Consider the following 16,686-nt stretch of genomic DNA (forward strand, 5'->3'; position numbering starts at 1 on the left):
GAGAATAATATTCCAAAAATAACCAGTCAGTATATTAGTCTATTCTAGCCTAGTCTATTCTAGCCTGGTCTATTTAAGTCAAATTCCTAATATAAGAACATTGCATCTCCAAAACTGAAAAATCTATATTTTTCTTTTACAGCTGTCTCATATGCACTCATAACTAAATTTCTGTCCGCAAAAGCACTAACTAACATTATTAGTGTAGATTCTGGCAAATGAAAATTAGTTATTAACGCATCAACAATTTTAAACTTATATCCTGGATAAATAAAAATATCTGTCCAACCAGATTTCTCGCAAACTTTTCCATCCTCATCTGCAATACTTTCAAGTGTTCTGTTAGAAGTTGTGCCCACCGCAATTATTCTTCCACCATTCAGTTTAGCTTCATTTATTACCCGTGCTGTTTCCTTATTCAACATATAGTGTTCTGAATGCATTTCATGTTCTTCCACTATTTCAGCTTTTACAGGTCTGAAAGTTCCTAGCCCTACATGTAGAGTTACGAAGGCAATTTTAACACCTTTATCTTTAATTTGCTCAAGCAGGTCCTCAGTAAAATGAAGTCCAGCAGTAGGCGCTGCTGCAGAGCCTACCTCTCTTGAAAATACAGTTTGGTATCTCTCTTTATCTTGTAATTTTTCAGTTATATATGGTGGTAGTGGCATCTCTCCAAGCTTATCTAAAATTTCTTCAAATATACCATCAAAATCAAATTTCACTATTCTACTTCCGCCTTCAGAAACACTTATAACATCTGCTTTTAGCTCACCATTACCAAATATAAACGTAGTTCCAATCTTTGCTTTTTTTCCAGGTTTTACTAAGGTTTCCCAATGGTTAATATCTATTCTCTTTAGGAGAAGGAATTCCATTTTACCACCCGTTCCTTCTTTTACTCCTAAAAGCCTTGCAGGCAACACTCTAGTATCATTTAACACTAAGCAATCACCGGGATTTAGATATTCTATTATATTTTTAAAATGCTTGTGCTCTATTTCTTTATTAGTTTTATTAACTACCATAAGCCTTGACTCATCCCTTTTTTCCATGGGATGTTGTGCAATAAGCTCCTTTGGTAAGTCAAAATAAAAATCCTTTACTTTCAAAAAATTACACCCTTTCTTTATGTCAAAATTTTTTAATTTTATTTATGTAATCCTTAAATATGATGAATTATTTAAGTTGTTTTGGTACTTAATTCTTAATTGGTCTATTTAAATGTTGATATGCTTTTTTAGAGGCCATTCTTCCTCTTGGTGTTCTAATTATAAATCCTTTTTGAATTAGATATGGTTCGTAAACATCTTCAAGCGTACCTATCTCTTCTCCTACAAAATAAGATAAAGTTTCTATTCCTACTGGTCCGCCGTTAAAGTTATCTATAATAGCTTCAAGCATTTTATTATCTATTCTATCAAAGCCTTCATCATCTATTTCGAGAAGTTCTGACGCAGACTTTGCTATATTCAAATCAATAATTCCATTTCCCTTTACATCACAATAATCCCTTACCCTCTTTAGCAATCGATTTGCAATTCTCGGAGTACCCCTTGAACGTCTTGCAATTTCTACTGCAGCATCTTTTGTAATATCTACCTTTAAAATAGACGCAGAACGAATTACTATTTCTTTTAACTCACCTTGAGTATAATATTCCATGGAACTTAGCACACCAAATCTATCACGAAGCGGGGCTGTTAATAATCCGATCCTAGTGGTTGCACCAATAAGTGTAAACTTAGGTAAATCGAGTCTTATAGATTTTGCGGAAGCGCCTTTTCCAATTACAATATCTAGTGCATAGTCCTCCATAGCCGGATATAATATTTCTTCTACTGACCTGTTAAGCCTATGTATTTCATCAATAAAAAGAACATCGTAATCACTCAAACTTGTTAAAATAGCTGCTAAATCCCCCGCTCTTTCAATAGCTGGACCAGAAGTTACTTTTAAGTTGCCTTTCATTTCTCTCGCAATAATATTCGCGAGTGTTGTCTTACCAAGTCCGGGTGGTCCATACAAAAGCACATGATCAAGAGCTTCATCTCTATTTTGAGCTGCTTTAATAAATATGCTTAATTTTTCTTTTATCTTGGATTGACCAATATATTCACTAAGTTTTTGGGGTCTTAGTGAATATTCAGCATCCATATCTTCTTCTATGATGGAAGAAGTAATAATTCTTTCCTCAATATCATCCATAGTATATTCCCACCTTAGTTCATTAAATATTTCAAACAATCTTTAATTATATTTTCAAGTGATTGTTCATTGCTTACAGCATTTAATGCATTTGACCCTTCCTTCTCAGAATATCCTAATGAAATAAGAGCACCTAAAACTTCCATAAGTTTTTTATCCTCTACTAAATTAATTCCTGAGTTTTGTGATAACTCTTTAGCATCAGACTGCTGAATATGTATTTTTTCTCTGAGCTCTAAAATTATTCTTTGAGCAATTTTCTTGCCTATGCCTGGAGCCCGCGTTAATGTTTTTTCATCTCCTGATACAATAGCATACTTTAGGTTTGAAACACTACAAATTGAAAGTAATGATAAACCAGCTTTTGAACCAACTCCATTTATACCAATTACAAGACTAAACATCTCTATCTCATCTTTTGTTAGAAACCCGTACAGTCCAATAAAATCTTCTCTAACAATTTGTTTTATGTATAATAATACAGTTTCGTTTGTTTTAGGCATCTTTGCCATAGTACTTCCGGAGGTATATATTTTATAACCCATACCATTATTATCCACTACAACATAGTCTTTATTAATACCTACAAAAATTCCTTTTATATATTCGTACATAATATTTCCTCCTAGCTGCTCTTTTGTGAATGTCAATAATTAATTATTGGGACTAATTTCAATCCGCTAATTTTTATAGCGACTATATATTACTTTACCACCTAACTGGTATTAATTCAATAATTAAGGCACATGAAAATAAAAAATAAATCAAAAATCCTTAAGAAATCTAATTCTTAAGGATTTTTGATCTTAAGAAACATATATTTCTTAAGGTTATAGCACATATTTATTTATTAGACATGAATATATTAAGACTTTAATAAACCCCTAGCATAGTCAAAAGCTTTTTCCGGGGTTTTAAATTCACCTTTGTCATATTCGTCATTTTCTTCAATATTCTTGCTAGTATTATCGTCTTTACTATATTTTCTACCTCTAATTAGGTCTTCAACCAATCCATCTTTTTCTTTTAAGTCACCTATCTTAATATACTGTAATTCGCCTTTATCTTTTGACTCAAAATCATATTTTTGCTGTTTTCCATCCGTAGCATATACATTAGAGTTAAATATTTTTTGAGCTTCTATATTACCATTTTTATCTGTTTTATAAATTGTTACTAAATTTTCATATACGCCTAAAAAGTATCTATTAGCTTTATAACTGTACCTGTCACTATTATTAACAAAAACTACTTCATTAGTGCTCATATTAAGAACAGTGTACCCCTGGTTTTTAAAAAATTCATTAAGTTCTGATTGTGTTTTCCTATTTAATATTTTAGAATCATTAAAATATTTTTCAAGCACCATATTTCTTACTACATTATCTTTGTAATTAATTTTAAAAATAAATTTAGTTTCCTGAGCTACCCTAGTTAAATTAGTAGTCACCGAAGTTTGTATTAAGTTACTATCAATAGTTTTCGCAGTAAATTTCATATATGGTAATGTACCACAGGCTTCAAGCTTTAAATTATTCTTATTCATATAGCGTGCAAGAGAATAGTTTGCACCAATAAAAGCAATTAATATTATTGTTAACATTGAAAATAAAAATTTTCTTTTTTTCATATTACCCCTCCTTATTTGGAATTATGTCCAAATAAGGTTAATTAATTCAACTATTGAATAAATATTAGAATATAAGTAAATTTATTGTCTTATTTGTCGATTCCCTTTCCAGAATCAGTAACATTATCCAATTGCAATGGATAAGGTTCAAAAAAAGTTTGATTAACAAGGTTTTTTTTCTCAAAACGTATGGCATTAGATTTTATAACATAAAGAGGAACACTAAAAGGTACTTTACTTTCTCTATATTGCTCTATAGTATTTAAAATAAATTCTTTTTCTCTATGTGTTAACTTATCTGAAAAATATCCCATAGATTTTATAAGTACATTTATATTAGAAGTATATCTTGGTAGCTTATTTAAAGCAAGAGAAAGGTTTTTAGCATATTCTTCGTAAACTTGCTCTGCACTTAATTCTCCATGTCTACCTAGAATACTTCCTAGTATTTTCAGTTGCTTTTGATTATATGACATGAGAAGGAGTTTGTTAGTGCTATGAAATTCCACTAGATCCTCTATAAGCATACTTTCTTCTATGACTCTAAAGTTCTTCATGAGATATAACTTTGTTAAAAAATGTTGTCGTATATTATAGTTTTTAACCCTTCCATCGTCTTCAACAGGTATATCAGTAAATTTTTCCATTACAAGCTCACCAAATAATCCTTTTCCCTTCACAGAGGCAGAACCTTTTTGAATACCTTTATAAATTTTGACCTCTTTTATGCCACAGGATGGCGATTTACTTTTTAGTATAAAACCGTCAACTTTAGGAAGAGTTAAAAGAAATTCTTCTCCAAATTCAAACATTTCCTTACTTAGTTCCCGTTCAGTCTCATGTTGCACTAATCTTACAGGTGCTAATTCATCCTTTTTAACAACTCTTATAGCTTCCCGAGGTGTTTCAAGCCCTATTTGCACTTCTGGACATACTGTTATAAAATCTACAAAATCCTTTAATTTTTCTACTAAGTTGCAACCGTCCATCTGGCCATTATATCTACAAGCCTCAAATCCCAAACACCTACTCACTACAACTACTGGTCTTACATTATTTATTCTTTCTTTATAAGACAACTTCATATAAAACATCCTCTCAGCACTTTAATTAAAAATTTTCTATGGATCATATTAATATTTTTTAATATATAATCAATATTATTTTTGATTTTTTTTTGCTTACACTCTTTTTATGATGCTCTTTAATGTCCTTTTTAAACCATTTCCTATATTGAGTATATCACTTCTCCAAATGTGTTTATGTTATTTCGCTTAAAATCATTACCAGTTCTTATCTTATTCTATATAGTTCAAGCAATTTTCTAGTAATACTATGAACATCAAGATGAAACCATGCAAGGATGCTTATTATAGTATATACTGAACCTTATATATACCTTGAGAGGAGTCTATTATGACAATTTATAGATTATCAAACGATTTAGTATTCCCTCACCCATCTCTTTCAGATGATGATGGTCTTTTAGCCATCGAGGGTGACTTATCCGTTCAAAGATTATTACTTGCATATTCTAATGGAATATTCCCCTGGTACTCAGATGACGAGCCAATACTTTGGTGGTCACCCGATCCAAGATTTATTGTTTATCCAAATAATATTAGAACTTCTCACTCTATGAGAAAACTACTAAAAAAGAATACATATAAAATTACATTTGATACTTGTTTTAGAGATGTTATCTCTAATTGTTCAAATGTTAGAAAAGAAACAGGTACATGGATCACAAATGATATGATAGAAGCTTATTGTAAACTTCATGAACTAGGCTTTGCCCATTCTGTTGAAACTTGGCACCAAAATAAATTAGTTGGTGGACTATACGGTGTAAGTTTGGGAAAATGTTTCTTTGGTGAGTCAATGTTTTCAACTATGGATAATGCCTCTAAAGCAGCATTTATTTCTCTTGGCAAGGTACTGGTCGAAAAGGAATTTAGTATTATAGATTGTCAAGTTCATACAGATCATTTAGAAAGTTTAGGAGCAGTTTATATGCCTAGAGAGAAGTTTTTAGAAATTGTAGAAACAGGGATTTCTATCCTTCCACTTAAATTACGCTTTTAAGTTGCATGTATTATTAAAACAAACCAGCATAAAGGCAAGTCCCTTATGCTGGTTTATTAATATTACTATCTTACCTTTTAAAATCAAATTCAAGCTCTACCAATTTCTTTTAAGTAAATTTAAAAGTTACACAAACATCCTTAGGTGTATAATAGTGATATGTAATTTCTCTAAGTTCATATTTCCTGCTACTATTTAGAACTAAGTAAAGTAATCAATTATTGCATTTTCAAAATTATTATTTATGAGTTCAGAAATATAGTTTTTTATTTCCTCACTTTCTGTTTTCTTGTAAACATATTTAAATTTACCATAAGGTCCCCATTTTAATAGTCTCATGTCTTCGTTTAAGTCAAGCTTAGTATTCTTAAATCTTTGAATTATAAGTTCCTTTGCGGCCTTTGTAAATCTGTGCTGAATAAGTTCGAAGCTTATTTCTTCATTATAACCTTCTAGTGCTATCTTTAATTGGTCTATTAACTCTTTATACTCTTCTTTCCAGTTATTATATATCATAATAGGTGCAATTAAGAACCCTATTGGGTATCCTACAGTAGCAATTTTTCTAACAGCTCCTATCCTCTCATGAAAATCTGAAGTATTGTGTTCAAAGTTATTTATTACATAGCGTGTATTTATCGTAAATCTAAACTTTGTATGCTTATTATGTTTTAACTTCAGAAATTGATTGACATCATCGAATTTAGTTACAAGCCTTAACCTACCCTTAGAGCTTTCACCAAAAAATTCAATACATCTTTTTAAATTTCCACTTAAATGTTCAAGAGCAATTGGATCAGTTATGCTTGCGCACTCAAAAGCAGTAATATTGGGGTTATTATCATCTATATAACCTTTAATGACTTCCAAGATTTCTTCAATGTTGAGGAAAATTTTCATGAAAGGTTTTTCACCTTGTGTAGTTTGAAGATAGCAGTATTCACAATTAGCTGGACAGGAACTTGATAAAGAGAATTGATAATCTGCAGATGGTTTACAACTTACTAATTTTTTTTGCCCGTTCGTTGTAAATAAAACAGTTTTTTTAGCTATCGCATAATTTTTTTCAGGTGACCCACTATCTATTATCACCTTTTTAGAATTAACTATTGGTACATTTAACTTTTCTAAATATCTTATAACTTTTTTTGCTGATTCATACTTAAGTATTTTGGGATCTATATATGCAACATCTGGTATAAATAACTTCATAATTTTCACCTCTTAGGTATTATTTTATTAAATAAAGTTATTTATACGTCTTATATTTTTATAAAATTAGCTTGTTTTAAATTCTTATCTAGTATTGTATTTATTAATTACCTTGTTTTTTAATTTTTTGCCCAAGGTTTCACCTAGAAATCTATCAATCATGTCTTCCTTAGTAGCTTTTCCTTCTACAAATATATTAAATTTCTTACAAAGCTTGCCTAGGTCACCTTTACTTATATCACAGGTCTTGATAAAGCTTTTCGCAGTTTTAATACTAGTCATAGCTATTATACGTTTATACATTTCATCATTAGTCATAGATGCACCTCTAATTTCTTATTTATTTTACTTACTTTTTTCATAAACACTTATGTTAAAATGGAGTGCGGTTGCAAGCTTAGATGTATCGCTTGCTTTTTCTCTCATGCAATTGTCAAACGTCCAATAATAGGGCGTCATTGTAATAAGATTCTTTACACTTACCGAATCTTCTAGCTGAATATTATACTTAACTTCTGTGCTCTTTATTAACTTAAACCCCTCGAAAATCGTCTCTTTTTCCTCATGTTTTCTAGGATTTACATATAATATTTCTTTTAGCCCAAATAAATGTTCAATTCCAGGAGTTACAACAATTAATTTACCATTATCTTTTATAACCCTCTTAAGTTCAGTCTCATCCGAAGGTGCAAAATTTCTGATAATAATATCTATTGTGTTTGACATAATAGGTAAATTAAAATTACTACTTACTATAAAATTGATATTTTTATCTCTTTGAATTGCATGAGTAATAGCAGCTTTTGAAATATCTACACCGTAGAAATCAAATTCTTTATTTACAGCATAATTAGATTTCTTATTATATATGGACTCTTTTAATTTTGATAAAAAGTATCCTTCGCCACAACCAACATCAAGTATATTTACATTACTTTCACTTACATTTAACATTACTACCTCATTCAATTTTTCGGAAAATATATTGTAATACTCCTTATTTAAAAAGTCCTTACGTCCTTCCATCATTTCCTTACTGTCCCCGGGATCTTTTGTTTTCTTTTGATTAGCTAATAAAAGATTAATATATCCTTTACTAGCAATATCATAAGTATGATTATTTAAACATACATATTGTTTCTCGTGTTTTTTCAAACTTAAATTGCATACAGGACATTTTAATATAGATTCCAGATTTTCTATTGACACATTATCACTGCCTTCCTTAAAAACCACTAAATGGGCTAATATATTATCTTAAGCAATTAATCTTTTATAACTTTTGAGTTACTTTTTTCGTTCAACTCCACCCCAACTAAATCTAATACAAATATAAATATTGGTATGCCCAATATAAGGCCCCAAGTTCCCATAAAATGTTCTGACACTATTAATATTGCAAATGTAAAAAATATTGGAAGATGTGTTGTATCAGACATAAACTTTGGATTTAAAATATAACTCTCAATAGCATGAATTATAAAAATCATTACAAGTACAAAAACTACTTTAATTAATCCACCTATTTTAAAAGCAATTAAACACAATGGTATTAGTGAAATAAATACTCCTGCCACAGGTACAAGGCTTAAAATAAATATCATAAATGCTAGAGCGAACAATTGAGGAAAGCCCATTATAGTAAGTCCTATAATTGATAATACTGTATTTGTTATAGCTATCATTATTTGAGCCTGTATTACCTTTCCAAATGAGTTTAAAAAATTATTACCAAAATAGCTAAGATAATCATATACCACAGATGCTTTACTATGTTTAAACTTGTATACAAATTTTAAAACGCTATCTTTTTGTAGAATAAACACTAAACTTAATAAGAGTGCCATGAAAAAATTTATACTCCATTTTCCCAAATTAGTTACAAAAAGCATAATACTTTGTATACCCGCTTTAGCATAACTTGCTATATCAATTCTATTAAATATCGGTGATAAATATAACATAACCCCTTTTGTCCCTTTTGTGAATTTGGTATATTCCAATTTATCTAAAATAATTATACTTTCAGAAATAGCAATTGGTATATATTTCACAGCAAGAAGAACTATAGTAACTGTAATAAACACATATATAATTATAGTAATAATTGTTGGATTAATTTTTATAACTTTGTTTATTTGTTTAACTAATAAACTTTGCATACTATTAACCAAATAAGTAATCATAAAAGTTAATAGGATTAAATTAAATATAGATCTTATTAAATATAAGAATAGTACTATCGTTGCTAATAATAGAATTTTCACTAATAATTCTTTGTTACATAACTGTTTTATTGTTTGCATTTAAGTTACTCCTTTATTTTCTTTTATTAGTTAATTGTAATAATTTATTAATTTTTTTCTGATTCTTTCTATAATAAATTATTTTTCGACTAGTTCATTATAGCAAATTATATAACTTATTTCTATTAATTACTATCAAAAATTTTAATTGTTTTATATAATAATACACAGTATATATTACTAAAATTACATTCTATCTAATGTCAAAAGTTATTATAGTATTAAAAAATATAGTATTTTAATACGCACTTAGCATAAAAAATATCGTGTATCCTATTGATATGTTTATTATTATAGATTATAATGAAAAAGTTTGGTGGTGATATTAAATGAAACCAGTAATTATGTTTGTAACTGAATGGTGTCCGTACTGTAAAAAAGCACTTGCTTTTATGGAAAACATAAAAAAACAAAATCCAGAATATGCAGGTATTGAAGTTAAAATAATAGATGAAGAGCTTCAACCAGATATAGCAAAACAATATAATTACTATTATGTGCCTACTTACTATGTCGATGGAGTTAAAGTACATGAAGGTGTTGCCTCTAAAAGTATTATAAATTTAATATTTCAAAAGGCGTTTAAATAAAAAACTTTAAATGTACTATACAATAAAAATGTAAAAAGATGTTTTAAATCACCTTTTTACATTTTTTAATTTAGTACATTTCACCATATTTACTCGCATTCTTCTAAACTAAATAAAGATTATAAATAACTTTAGTAGTAGTTATTTATAATTAACTTTTTATTGCTTATATCATGTATTCTTTTTGAATAGCTGGATATACTATTATTGTAGTCGACAAGCAAACATTAAACTTATAGTAGGGAGATGTTAGTTATGTTAATTAAAAAATTATTCGTTATTTTAGGCGCAGAAAGTATTGCAAGGGCTAAGAACGGTGACTACTAAATAATTCTGTATTAAAATTAGAATACAGAGTAATAAAGCCAATGATTATTATATAATCATTGGCTTTATGCTTTTCATCTTATCTTGTCGTACTAGAATTTCTAGATTGTTGTCTTCCACCTTGATTTCTTCCATTTTTTCTTGCATAACCAGTTGAACGCGATTTTGAATTAGATGTTCTTTTAACTTCATCCTTGTTGACTATTGCTTGTACATTGCTTGCAGGATAAGGATGATCCTCTATTACTGGTATTGGTTTCGATATAACTTTTTCAATATCCTTAAGAAATGCTTTTTCCTCCACATCACAAAATGATAATGCAACTCCACCGAGTCCTGCTCTTCCAGTTCTCCCTATTCTATGAACATAGGTCTCTGGAATATTCGGCAAATCAAAATTAATAACATGAGATAATTCATCAACATCGATACCTCTTGCTGCTATATCTGTTGCTACTAGTACTCTTGTTATGCCACTTTTGAAATTATTTAATGCAAGTTGCCTAGCACTTTGCGATTTATTGCCATGAATAGCTTGAGCCTCTATTCCTTCATTGTTAAGATCCTTAGTAATCTTATTTGCCCCATGTTTTGTTCTTGAAAATACTAAAGCAGAAACTATGGATTTATCTTTTAACAAATGAATAAGTAGCTGTTTTTTGTCTTTTTTATCAACAAAATAAACTGCCTGTTCTATAAGGTCAATAGTTGACGAAACAGGAGTCACTGCTACCTTTACTGGGTCTACAAGAATAGAATCAACTAGCTTTTCAATTTCTTGTGGCATAGTTGCTGAAAATAGCATAGTCTGTCTAACTTTAGGCAGTTGTGCTATGATTTTTTTTACATCGCGTAAAAAACCCATATCAAGCATACGGTCTGCCTCATCAAGCACAAACATTTCAACATGATGTATATTAATGAATCTCTGTTGCATTAAGTCAAGTAGTCTACCTGTAGTTGCAATTAAAATATCCACTCCATCTTTTAAAGCATCAGTCTGATGTTTTTGTGATACTCCACCAAAAATAACTGTACTAGAAAGATTCATGTATTTACCATAAGAGGTAAAACTCTCCCCAATTTGAATTGCTAGTTCCCTAGTAGGTGCTAAAATTAATGCCTTTATATTTTTGGGTCCCTTTATAACCTTTTGTTTTCCGCAAAGAGTTTGTAGTATAGGGATTGCAAAAGCTGCGGTCTTTCCAGTGCCTGTTTGAGCACAGCCTAGAAAGTCTTTACCTTCTAATATATTAGGAATAGCAGCTTCTTGTATAGGAGTAGGTTCTACATACCCCTCATCTTTTAAGGCCTTTTTTATTGGTGTAATAAGTTGTAAGTCTTCGAATAACATTTTTTCTCCTTTGGAAGTGGCTGTCTTGAACTTTAAATGTCGCAAATCACTAATATCCTGTTATGAATCTTCTTGAAAATTGGAAACAACAACTTTCTTCCATGATTGTATTGCATCTAAGAAACCACCTTTTATTAGTGATATGAGCAGATTTAGGCTGATTAATCTTCATTTAGCTCAGACTTTATGGGTCTTTGATATATAAATAAATATGTTTCACTTTTATCAACTTCAATTATATAATTATTTTAATTTTAATGTTCGTTGCACTCATATTTCTTAATTATAACATATTTCGCGTATTCTTGCTATTCCCTAATCACTATAAGATTATGATTTCTATAAAATGAATATAAATATTGATTTACCACAAACTATATCTAGAAAATATATTATATTTACAGAAGGAGACATAATATGAACGAGAATTTTAATTATCCAAAAAATGTGCCAGAGCAAAAACAAGATAAGCAACCAGGTTTTGAAACATTAATGAACCCGAGACCTATTTTTGAAAATCCAAATTGCATTGGTTCTAGCAAGTTATTGAATAAAGTTGCCTTAATAACAGGTGGTGATAGTGGCATTGGTAAAGCGGTCGCTCTCTCATATGCTAGAGAAGGCGCTGATATAGCGATAGTATATCTTGATGAGCATGAAGATGCAGAAGATACTAAAAAACTCATTGAAGCAAAAGGTAGAAAATGTATTTTGATACCCGGAGATATAGGTGACGATACTTTCTGCTTAAATGCCATAAACCAAACAATAAAAGACCTCAAAAAAATAGATATTGTTGTTAACAATGCCGGGGAACAACATCCTCAAAATAGTATTGAAGATATCACAAAAGATCAACTAGAGAGAACGTTTAAAACTAATATTTTCGGTATGTTTTATATGGTAAAAGCTGCATTACCACATTTAAAAGAGGGAGCTGTAATTATAAATACGTCCTCAGTTACAGCCTACAAAGGACATGAATCTTTAATTGATTACTCATCAACTAAGGGAGCAATAATTACTTTTACTCGTTCTTTATCCCTTTCCCTTGAAAGTAGAAATATCCGAGTAAATGCAGTGGCTCCAGGTCCAATATGGACGCCTCTTATACCATCTTCCTTTAGCGCTGTTGAGGTTGGTAAATTCGGTAGCAATACGCCTATGGGAAGGCCAGGTCAACCTGCAGAGCTCTCTGAAACTTATGTATTCTTAGCTTCTGACGGTGCATCGTTTATAAGTGGTGAAACTATTCATGTAAATGGCGGTAACATTATAAATGGCTAATAACAGGCAATACCGATATTTTACAAATTTTATTGCCTCTCTATTAATAATAATTTGAAGACATATCATAATCAAATGTAAAAAACATAAAACAGGTATCAAAATTATGATGCCTGTTTAACCTTAATAAATCTATTTAACGCCATACATCTCAAAGTGTTCTAAGCCACCCTTATATAGACATTTTTTCAAATTATCCTTCTGTTAAATTCTCTTCTAAATAGCTCTCAGTTTTAACAATAAAATTATTCGCCTTAGAACTAGCTCTATTTTAATAAACACATAATTTAATTTTTAAAAAAATACATATTTTTAAACATTATTATTTTTATATCTGAATTGGAAATAGCTACACTAATATTGTTAATATATCCACACATATAATAATAGCTCATAGGCAATATTATATAGCAAATGTATTATTAAATAACAAATTGATTTTGTTTAAAATCATGATATTTTTAGTAACAGTGTTAATTTTTTAAGGAGGAGAATATTATCATGAGAAAATTTTTCACTTTCACAATTCTTATTAGTTTACTTCTTAATACAGGTAATATAGCAAAAGCCTCGGCTACAGATGTTACTAATAAGAAAAAAATCACTAATAAATATAATGTAACAATGAAACAAGATCTACTGTGCTTAATGTTAGCTTATCCTGAATATATTACGAATATTGAAGGATCTAATGATTATGTATATTTGATAATGAAATCTGGTAAAAAGCTAATTTATGATGATAAAAAAACAAAAAATTCTCAAGAAAAATTAGCAAATCCAGACCTTCAAGATACACTAGAACAACTTTATCCTCTTTCTCCTATAAAATCTATTATGGTTGAAGATTTTGATCCTGGTCGTTTCCGAAATTATGGATTGTTATCCGAAGTTTATGGTAGCTCTAAAGGATCAATAGAATTAAAACTAACAAAAGTTAATGTTTGTTATCATAATTACCAATTTAACAGTAGTAGTGGAGCTGCAGTTTCTCTTAGTGCTGTAATGAATCAATTAATGCCAATGTCGGAGAGCAATGCAAATGTACAGAAATGCCTTTTGCCTTGTAGTGGTACTTTTAATTACCGCGTGATTTCAGGTACAGGTCGATTAAGCCCCCATTCATACGGAATTGCTATAGATCTTGCTAGTGATAAAAGAGATTATTGGAAATGGGCGTCGAAAGAAGCAGGCAATAAAAGGCTAGCCTCTTATCCGAGTGAGCTAGTAAAAGTGTTTGAAAATAATAATTTTGTTTGGGGAGGTAAATGGTCACACTTTGATATACTCCACTTTGAATATAGACCAGAAATTATTTTAAAGGCTAATTTTTTTACAAATAACATTGATTCTAATAAAATATGGTATGAAGGTGCACCTATTCAACAAGAATACGTAAAAAACGTCATAGAAAAAATAAACAAATCAATAAAATAATAGGAGTATAATATTATGAATTTTTATAAAATAAAAAGATCACAATTGACAATAATCAAATTATTTGTATTTATAATACTTCTTTTATTGATTCAAATATATGCTAATAATTACGCATATTCTGTAACTGATGAATCAAAAAAAGAAGTTACCAGTTACATTGAACAAATTTTTATCAAGAGAAATAAAGCTATACTTAGTGGTGATTTAAAACTTATACAATCACTTTATAATATGGACACAAAGTATGGAACTTGGGCTTATGAATATGAAAAAAGAAAGATGGACTACATTAATAATTGGGCACAAAAACAAGGAGTTAAATTTATAAGTATTACACCTACAGTAATTGTAAAAAAAGTTAGAGGCATCGATAATAATTTTTCAATTTATTTATTATGTTCCACGGAATATAAGTATGTATATGAAGATCATCCAGAAGTTCAAAATATTTCAAAAATTGGAACCTATCACAATTTACAGCTTATGAGTAAAGATAATTCTTGGGTAATCTCTAAAGAATGGTATAAGGATCCTTTTGCTAATTCTTTGGATTTAGGTAATATTAAAGCAGATTCTATAAAAAAATATATACTATCACAAAATTCAAGAGATTTATCTACCATAGATCAAAGAAGGAAAGATGCTGCAGAATATGCCGATAAATATTGCGGTGCTGCTAGTTCATTAGAGTTTGAATATAAGTATAACAAAAAGTATAGAGATTATAATCCCCAAGGTGGAGATTGTGCAAACTTTGCATCTCAAATTCTTTTTGAGGGAGCCAAATTCAGAAAAAATTCGGCCTGGAGTTATGATAAAAATGGAGCCACAAAAGCTTGGCTTAACGCAGATGGCTTTAAAAGTTATATGACATACAGTGGCAGATCATCAACAATTGCATATGGTAGCTATGATAAGGTATATAAAGCCAGTTACAAACTATTACCAGGAGATTTTGTTGCTTATGAAAAGAAAAATGACATCACTCATATTTCAGTTGTTACAGGCGCTGATTCAAGAGGATACACCTTGGTTAGTTGTCACAATTCAGATAGAAGTAGAGTTCCTTGGGATCTTGGATGGAGTGATAAAAACATTAAATTTTGGTTAATTAGAGTTCATTATTAATCTAAACTATAGGAGATGAAATTACTATGAAAACTGAAGAACAAATTAAATCAGAAGTTACAAGGCAGGTCATTGACAGTATGAAAACAACATTAAATGAAGAGCTAACTGAAGTAGAAAAAGAATTTGAAGAGACTTATAAGAGTAAACTTGAACAAGAAATACAGTATACCTTAGAACTTGCAGAAACTGGTCTACAACACGCTTCAAGCAAAACTATAAAAGTAGAAAACAAGAAATTGCTTCAACAATTGGATAATATAAGGAGCGATAAAGTAAAAGTTGAAAACAAAATAAAAACTTTAAACGAGTTTGAGAATATATAATTATATTTCTTTTTATCAAACTATATTAGAAAAATCCTGTGGGTATCATGGGCTTTTTCTAATTTGCACTTAGTATTAAATCAATATTATTACTAAATATATATTAAGTGAACGTACAAAGTTAAAATTGGTATTTCAATTGAATAGGCATATTAAAATTTTATATGGAATAAATGAAAGGATAATTACATGACCCCCCTTATAACTGCTTAAGTTGACTTATTCTTTTCAATATAGTATCATTTACTATAGTAAATAGATATTATATTATGTGTTACATATATATTTTAGTATAGATAAGGAGAATAACATACAATGAATATTTCTACTAAAGGAAGATACGGTTTAAGAGCAATGGTTGATATTGCAGTTCATTCATTTGGTGACTATATACCATTGAAAATTATTGCTGAGAGGCAATCAATTTCAGAAAATTATTTAGAACAGGTTTTCTCAATACTTAGAAAAGCAAAACTTGTAAAAAGCGCAAGAGGTTCACAGGGTGGTTATACACTATCAAAAGAGGCTTCAAAAATTACAGTAGGTGAAGTTTTAAGAATACTTGAAGGTGACTTAAATATTACAGGAGATGATGATGGAGCGTTAGGACAAGATAAAACCATCAAAGTTTGCATAAACACTCTAGTATGGCAAGAAGTTAATGAACAAATTAATAAAGTTATGGACTCTGTCACATTACAGGATCTTGTAGAAAAATATAATAGTATGAATTCTGAGTATACCCTAGACTTTATAATCTAAAAGAAGAAGAATAACACTTATGATTAAGTGT

17 protein-coding genes are annotated in these 16,686 nt (G+C 29.6%); 7 read left to right on the plus strand and 10 right to left on the minus strand.

From position 1 onward, the window contains the following. Window positions 1–86: 86 nt before the first annotated feature. The 5 genes from queA to LGK95_RS02060 form a co-directional block, all read right to left on the minus strand. Window positions 87–1,112, minus strand: coding sequence for a tRNA preQ1(34) S-adenosylmethionine ribosyltransferase-isomerase QueA (gene queA / locus LGK95_RS02040; protein ID WP_226121633.1), 1,026 nt, complete (start codon window positions 1,110–1,112; stop codon window positions 87–89). An 88-nt stretch (window positions 1,113–1,200) separates the two neighbouring features. After that, window positions 1,201–2,199, minus strand: coding sequence for a Holliday junction branch migration DNA helicase RuvB (ruvB, locus tag LGK95_RS02045; protein ID WP_226121774.1), 999 nt, complete (start codon window positions 2,197–2,199; stop codon window positions 1,201–1,203). A gap of 23 nt (window positions 2,200–2,222) precedes the next feature. After that, window positions 2,223–2,822, minus strand: coding sequence for a Holliday junction branch migration protein RuvA (ruvA, locus tag LGK95_RS02050; RefSeq protein WP_226121635.1), 600 nt, complete (start codon window positions 2,820–2,822; stop codon window positions 2,223–2,225). 251 nt (window positions 2,823–3,073) lie between these two features. Beyond that, complete coding sequence (locus tag LGK95_RS02055; protein WP_226121637.1) at window positions 3,074–3,838, minus strand: hypothetical protein; 765 nt, start codon at window positions 3,836–3,838, stop codon at window positions 3,074–3,076. An 89-nt stretch (window positions 3,839–3,927) separates the two neighbouring features. Continuing rightward, on the minus strand, window positions 3,928–4,923 hold the full coding sequence (locus tag LGK95_RS02060) for a YbgA family protein (protein WP_226121639.1): 996 nt from the start codon (window positions 4,921–4,923) through the stop codon (window positions 3,928–3,930). A 331-nt stretch (window positions 4,924–5,254) separates the two neighbouring features. Here LGK95_RS02060 and aat point away from each other — a divergent pair, with 331 nt between their 5' ends. Then, window positions 5,255–5,923: a leucyl/phenylalanyl-tRNA--protein transferase gene (gene aat, locus LGK95_RS02065; protein ID WP_226121641.1), complete on the plus strand. Its 669-nt coding sequence runs from the start codon at window positions 5,255–5,257 to the stop codon at window positions 5,921–5,923. A 201-nt stretch (window positions 5,924–6,124) separates the two neighbouring features. Here aat and splB read toward each other — a convergent pair whose 3' ends face one another. From splB to LGK95_RS02085, 4 genes are all read right to left on the minus strand, one after another. Next, window positions 6,125–7,135 carry a spore photoproduct lyase gene (gene splB / locus LGK95_RS02070; RefSeq protein WP_226121643.1) on the minus strand — a complete coding sequence of 337 codons (1,011 nt, stop codon included), beginning with the start codon at window positions 7,133–7,135 and terminating at the stop codon, window positions 6,125–6,127. 84 nt (window positions 7,136–7,219) lie between these two features. Continuing rightward, a complete protein-coding gene (locus tag LGK95_RS02075) occupies window positions 7,220–7,453 on the minus strand; it encodes a hypothetical protein (RefSeq protein ID WP_226121645.1) in 234 nt (77 codons plus the stop codon). A 27-nt stretch (window positions 7,454–7,480) separates the two neighbouring features. Then, entirely contained in the window at window positions 7,481–8,371 is an 891-nt protein-coding gene (locus LGK95_RS02080) for a putative RNA methyltransferase (RefSeq protein WP_226121647.1), read from the minus strand. Between the two features lie 29 nt (window positions 8,372–8,400). After that, window positions 8,401–9,441, minus strand: coding sequence for an AI-2E family transporter (locus tag LGK95_RS02085; RefSeq protein WP_226121649.1), 1,041 nt, complete (start codon window positions 9,439–9,441; stop codon window positions 8,401–8,403). 329 nt (window positions 9,442–9,770) lie between these two features. On the opposite strand from LGK95_RS02085, the gene LGK95_RS02090 reads away from it, so the two are divergent. Then, window positions 9,771–10,031 (plus strand): glutaredoxin family protein, encoded by a 261-nt coding sequence (locus LGK95_RS02090; RefSeq protein WP_226121651.1) that lies wholly within the window; start codon window positions 9,771–9,773, stop codon window positions 10,029–10,031. Between the two features lie 406 nt (window positions 10,032–10,437). On the opposite strand, the gene LGK95_RS02095 is transcribed toward LGK95_RS02090, so the two are convergent. Further along, entirely contained in the window at window positions 10,438–11,712 is a 1,275-nt protein-coding gene (locus LGK95_RS02095) for a DEAD/DEAH box helicase (RefSeq protein ID WP_226121654.1), read from the minus strand. A 417-nt stretch (window positions 11,713–12,129) separates the two neighbouring features. On the opposite strand from LGK95_RS02095, the gene LGK95_RS02100 reads away from it, so the two are divergent. The 5 genes from LGK95_RS02100 (at window position 12,130) to LGK95_RS02120 (ending at window position 16,655) form a co-directional block, all read left to right on the plus strand. Further along, complete coding sequence (locus LGK95_RS02100; protein ID WP_226121656.1) at window positions 12,130–12,999, plus strand: SDR family oxidoreductase; 870 nt, start codon at window positions 12,130–12,132, stop codon at window positions 12,997–12,999. Between the two features lie 501 nt (window positions 13,000–13,500). Beyond that, window positions 13,501–14,436 carry a M15 family metallopeptidase gene (locus LGK95_RS02105; protein WP_226121658.1) on the plus strand — a complete coding sequence of 312 codons (936 nt, stop codon included), beginning with the start codon at window positions 13,501–13,503 and terminating at the stop codon, window positions 14,434–14,436. A gap of 15 nt (window positions 14,437–14,451) precedes the next feature. Further along, the gene (locus LGK95_RS02110; RefSeq protein WP_226121660.1) at window positions 14,452–15,567 is read left to right on the plus strand and encodes an amidase domain-containing protein; all 1,116 of its coding nucleotides are present in this window, start codon (window positions 14,452–14,454) and stop codon (window positions 15,565–15,567) included. Window positions 15,568–15,593: 26 nt separating this feature from the next. After that, window positions 15,594–15,893, plus strand: a complete 300-nt coding sequence (locus LGK95_RS02115) for a hypothetical protein (protein WP_226121662.1) — start codon at window positions 15,594–15,596, stop codon at window positions 15,891–15,893. Between the two features lie 315 nt (window positions 15,894–16,208). Beyond that, complete coding sequence (locus tag LGK95_RS02120; protein ID WP_226121664.1) at window positions 16,209–16,655, plus strand: RrF2 family transcriptional regulator; 447 nt, start codon at window positions 16,209–16,211, stop codon at window positions 16,653–16,655. Window positions 16,656–16,686 lie beyond the last annotated feature (31 nt).

Source organism: Clostridium algoriphilum (assembly GCF_020443705.1).
GTDB lineage: Bacteria > Bacillota > Clostridia > Clostridiales > Clostridiaceae > Clostridium_AD > Clostridium_AD algoriphilum.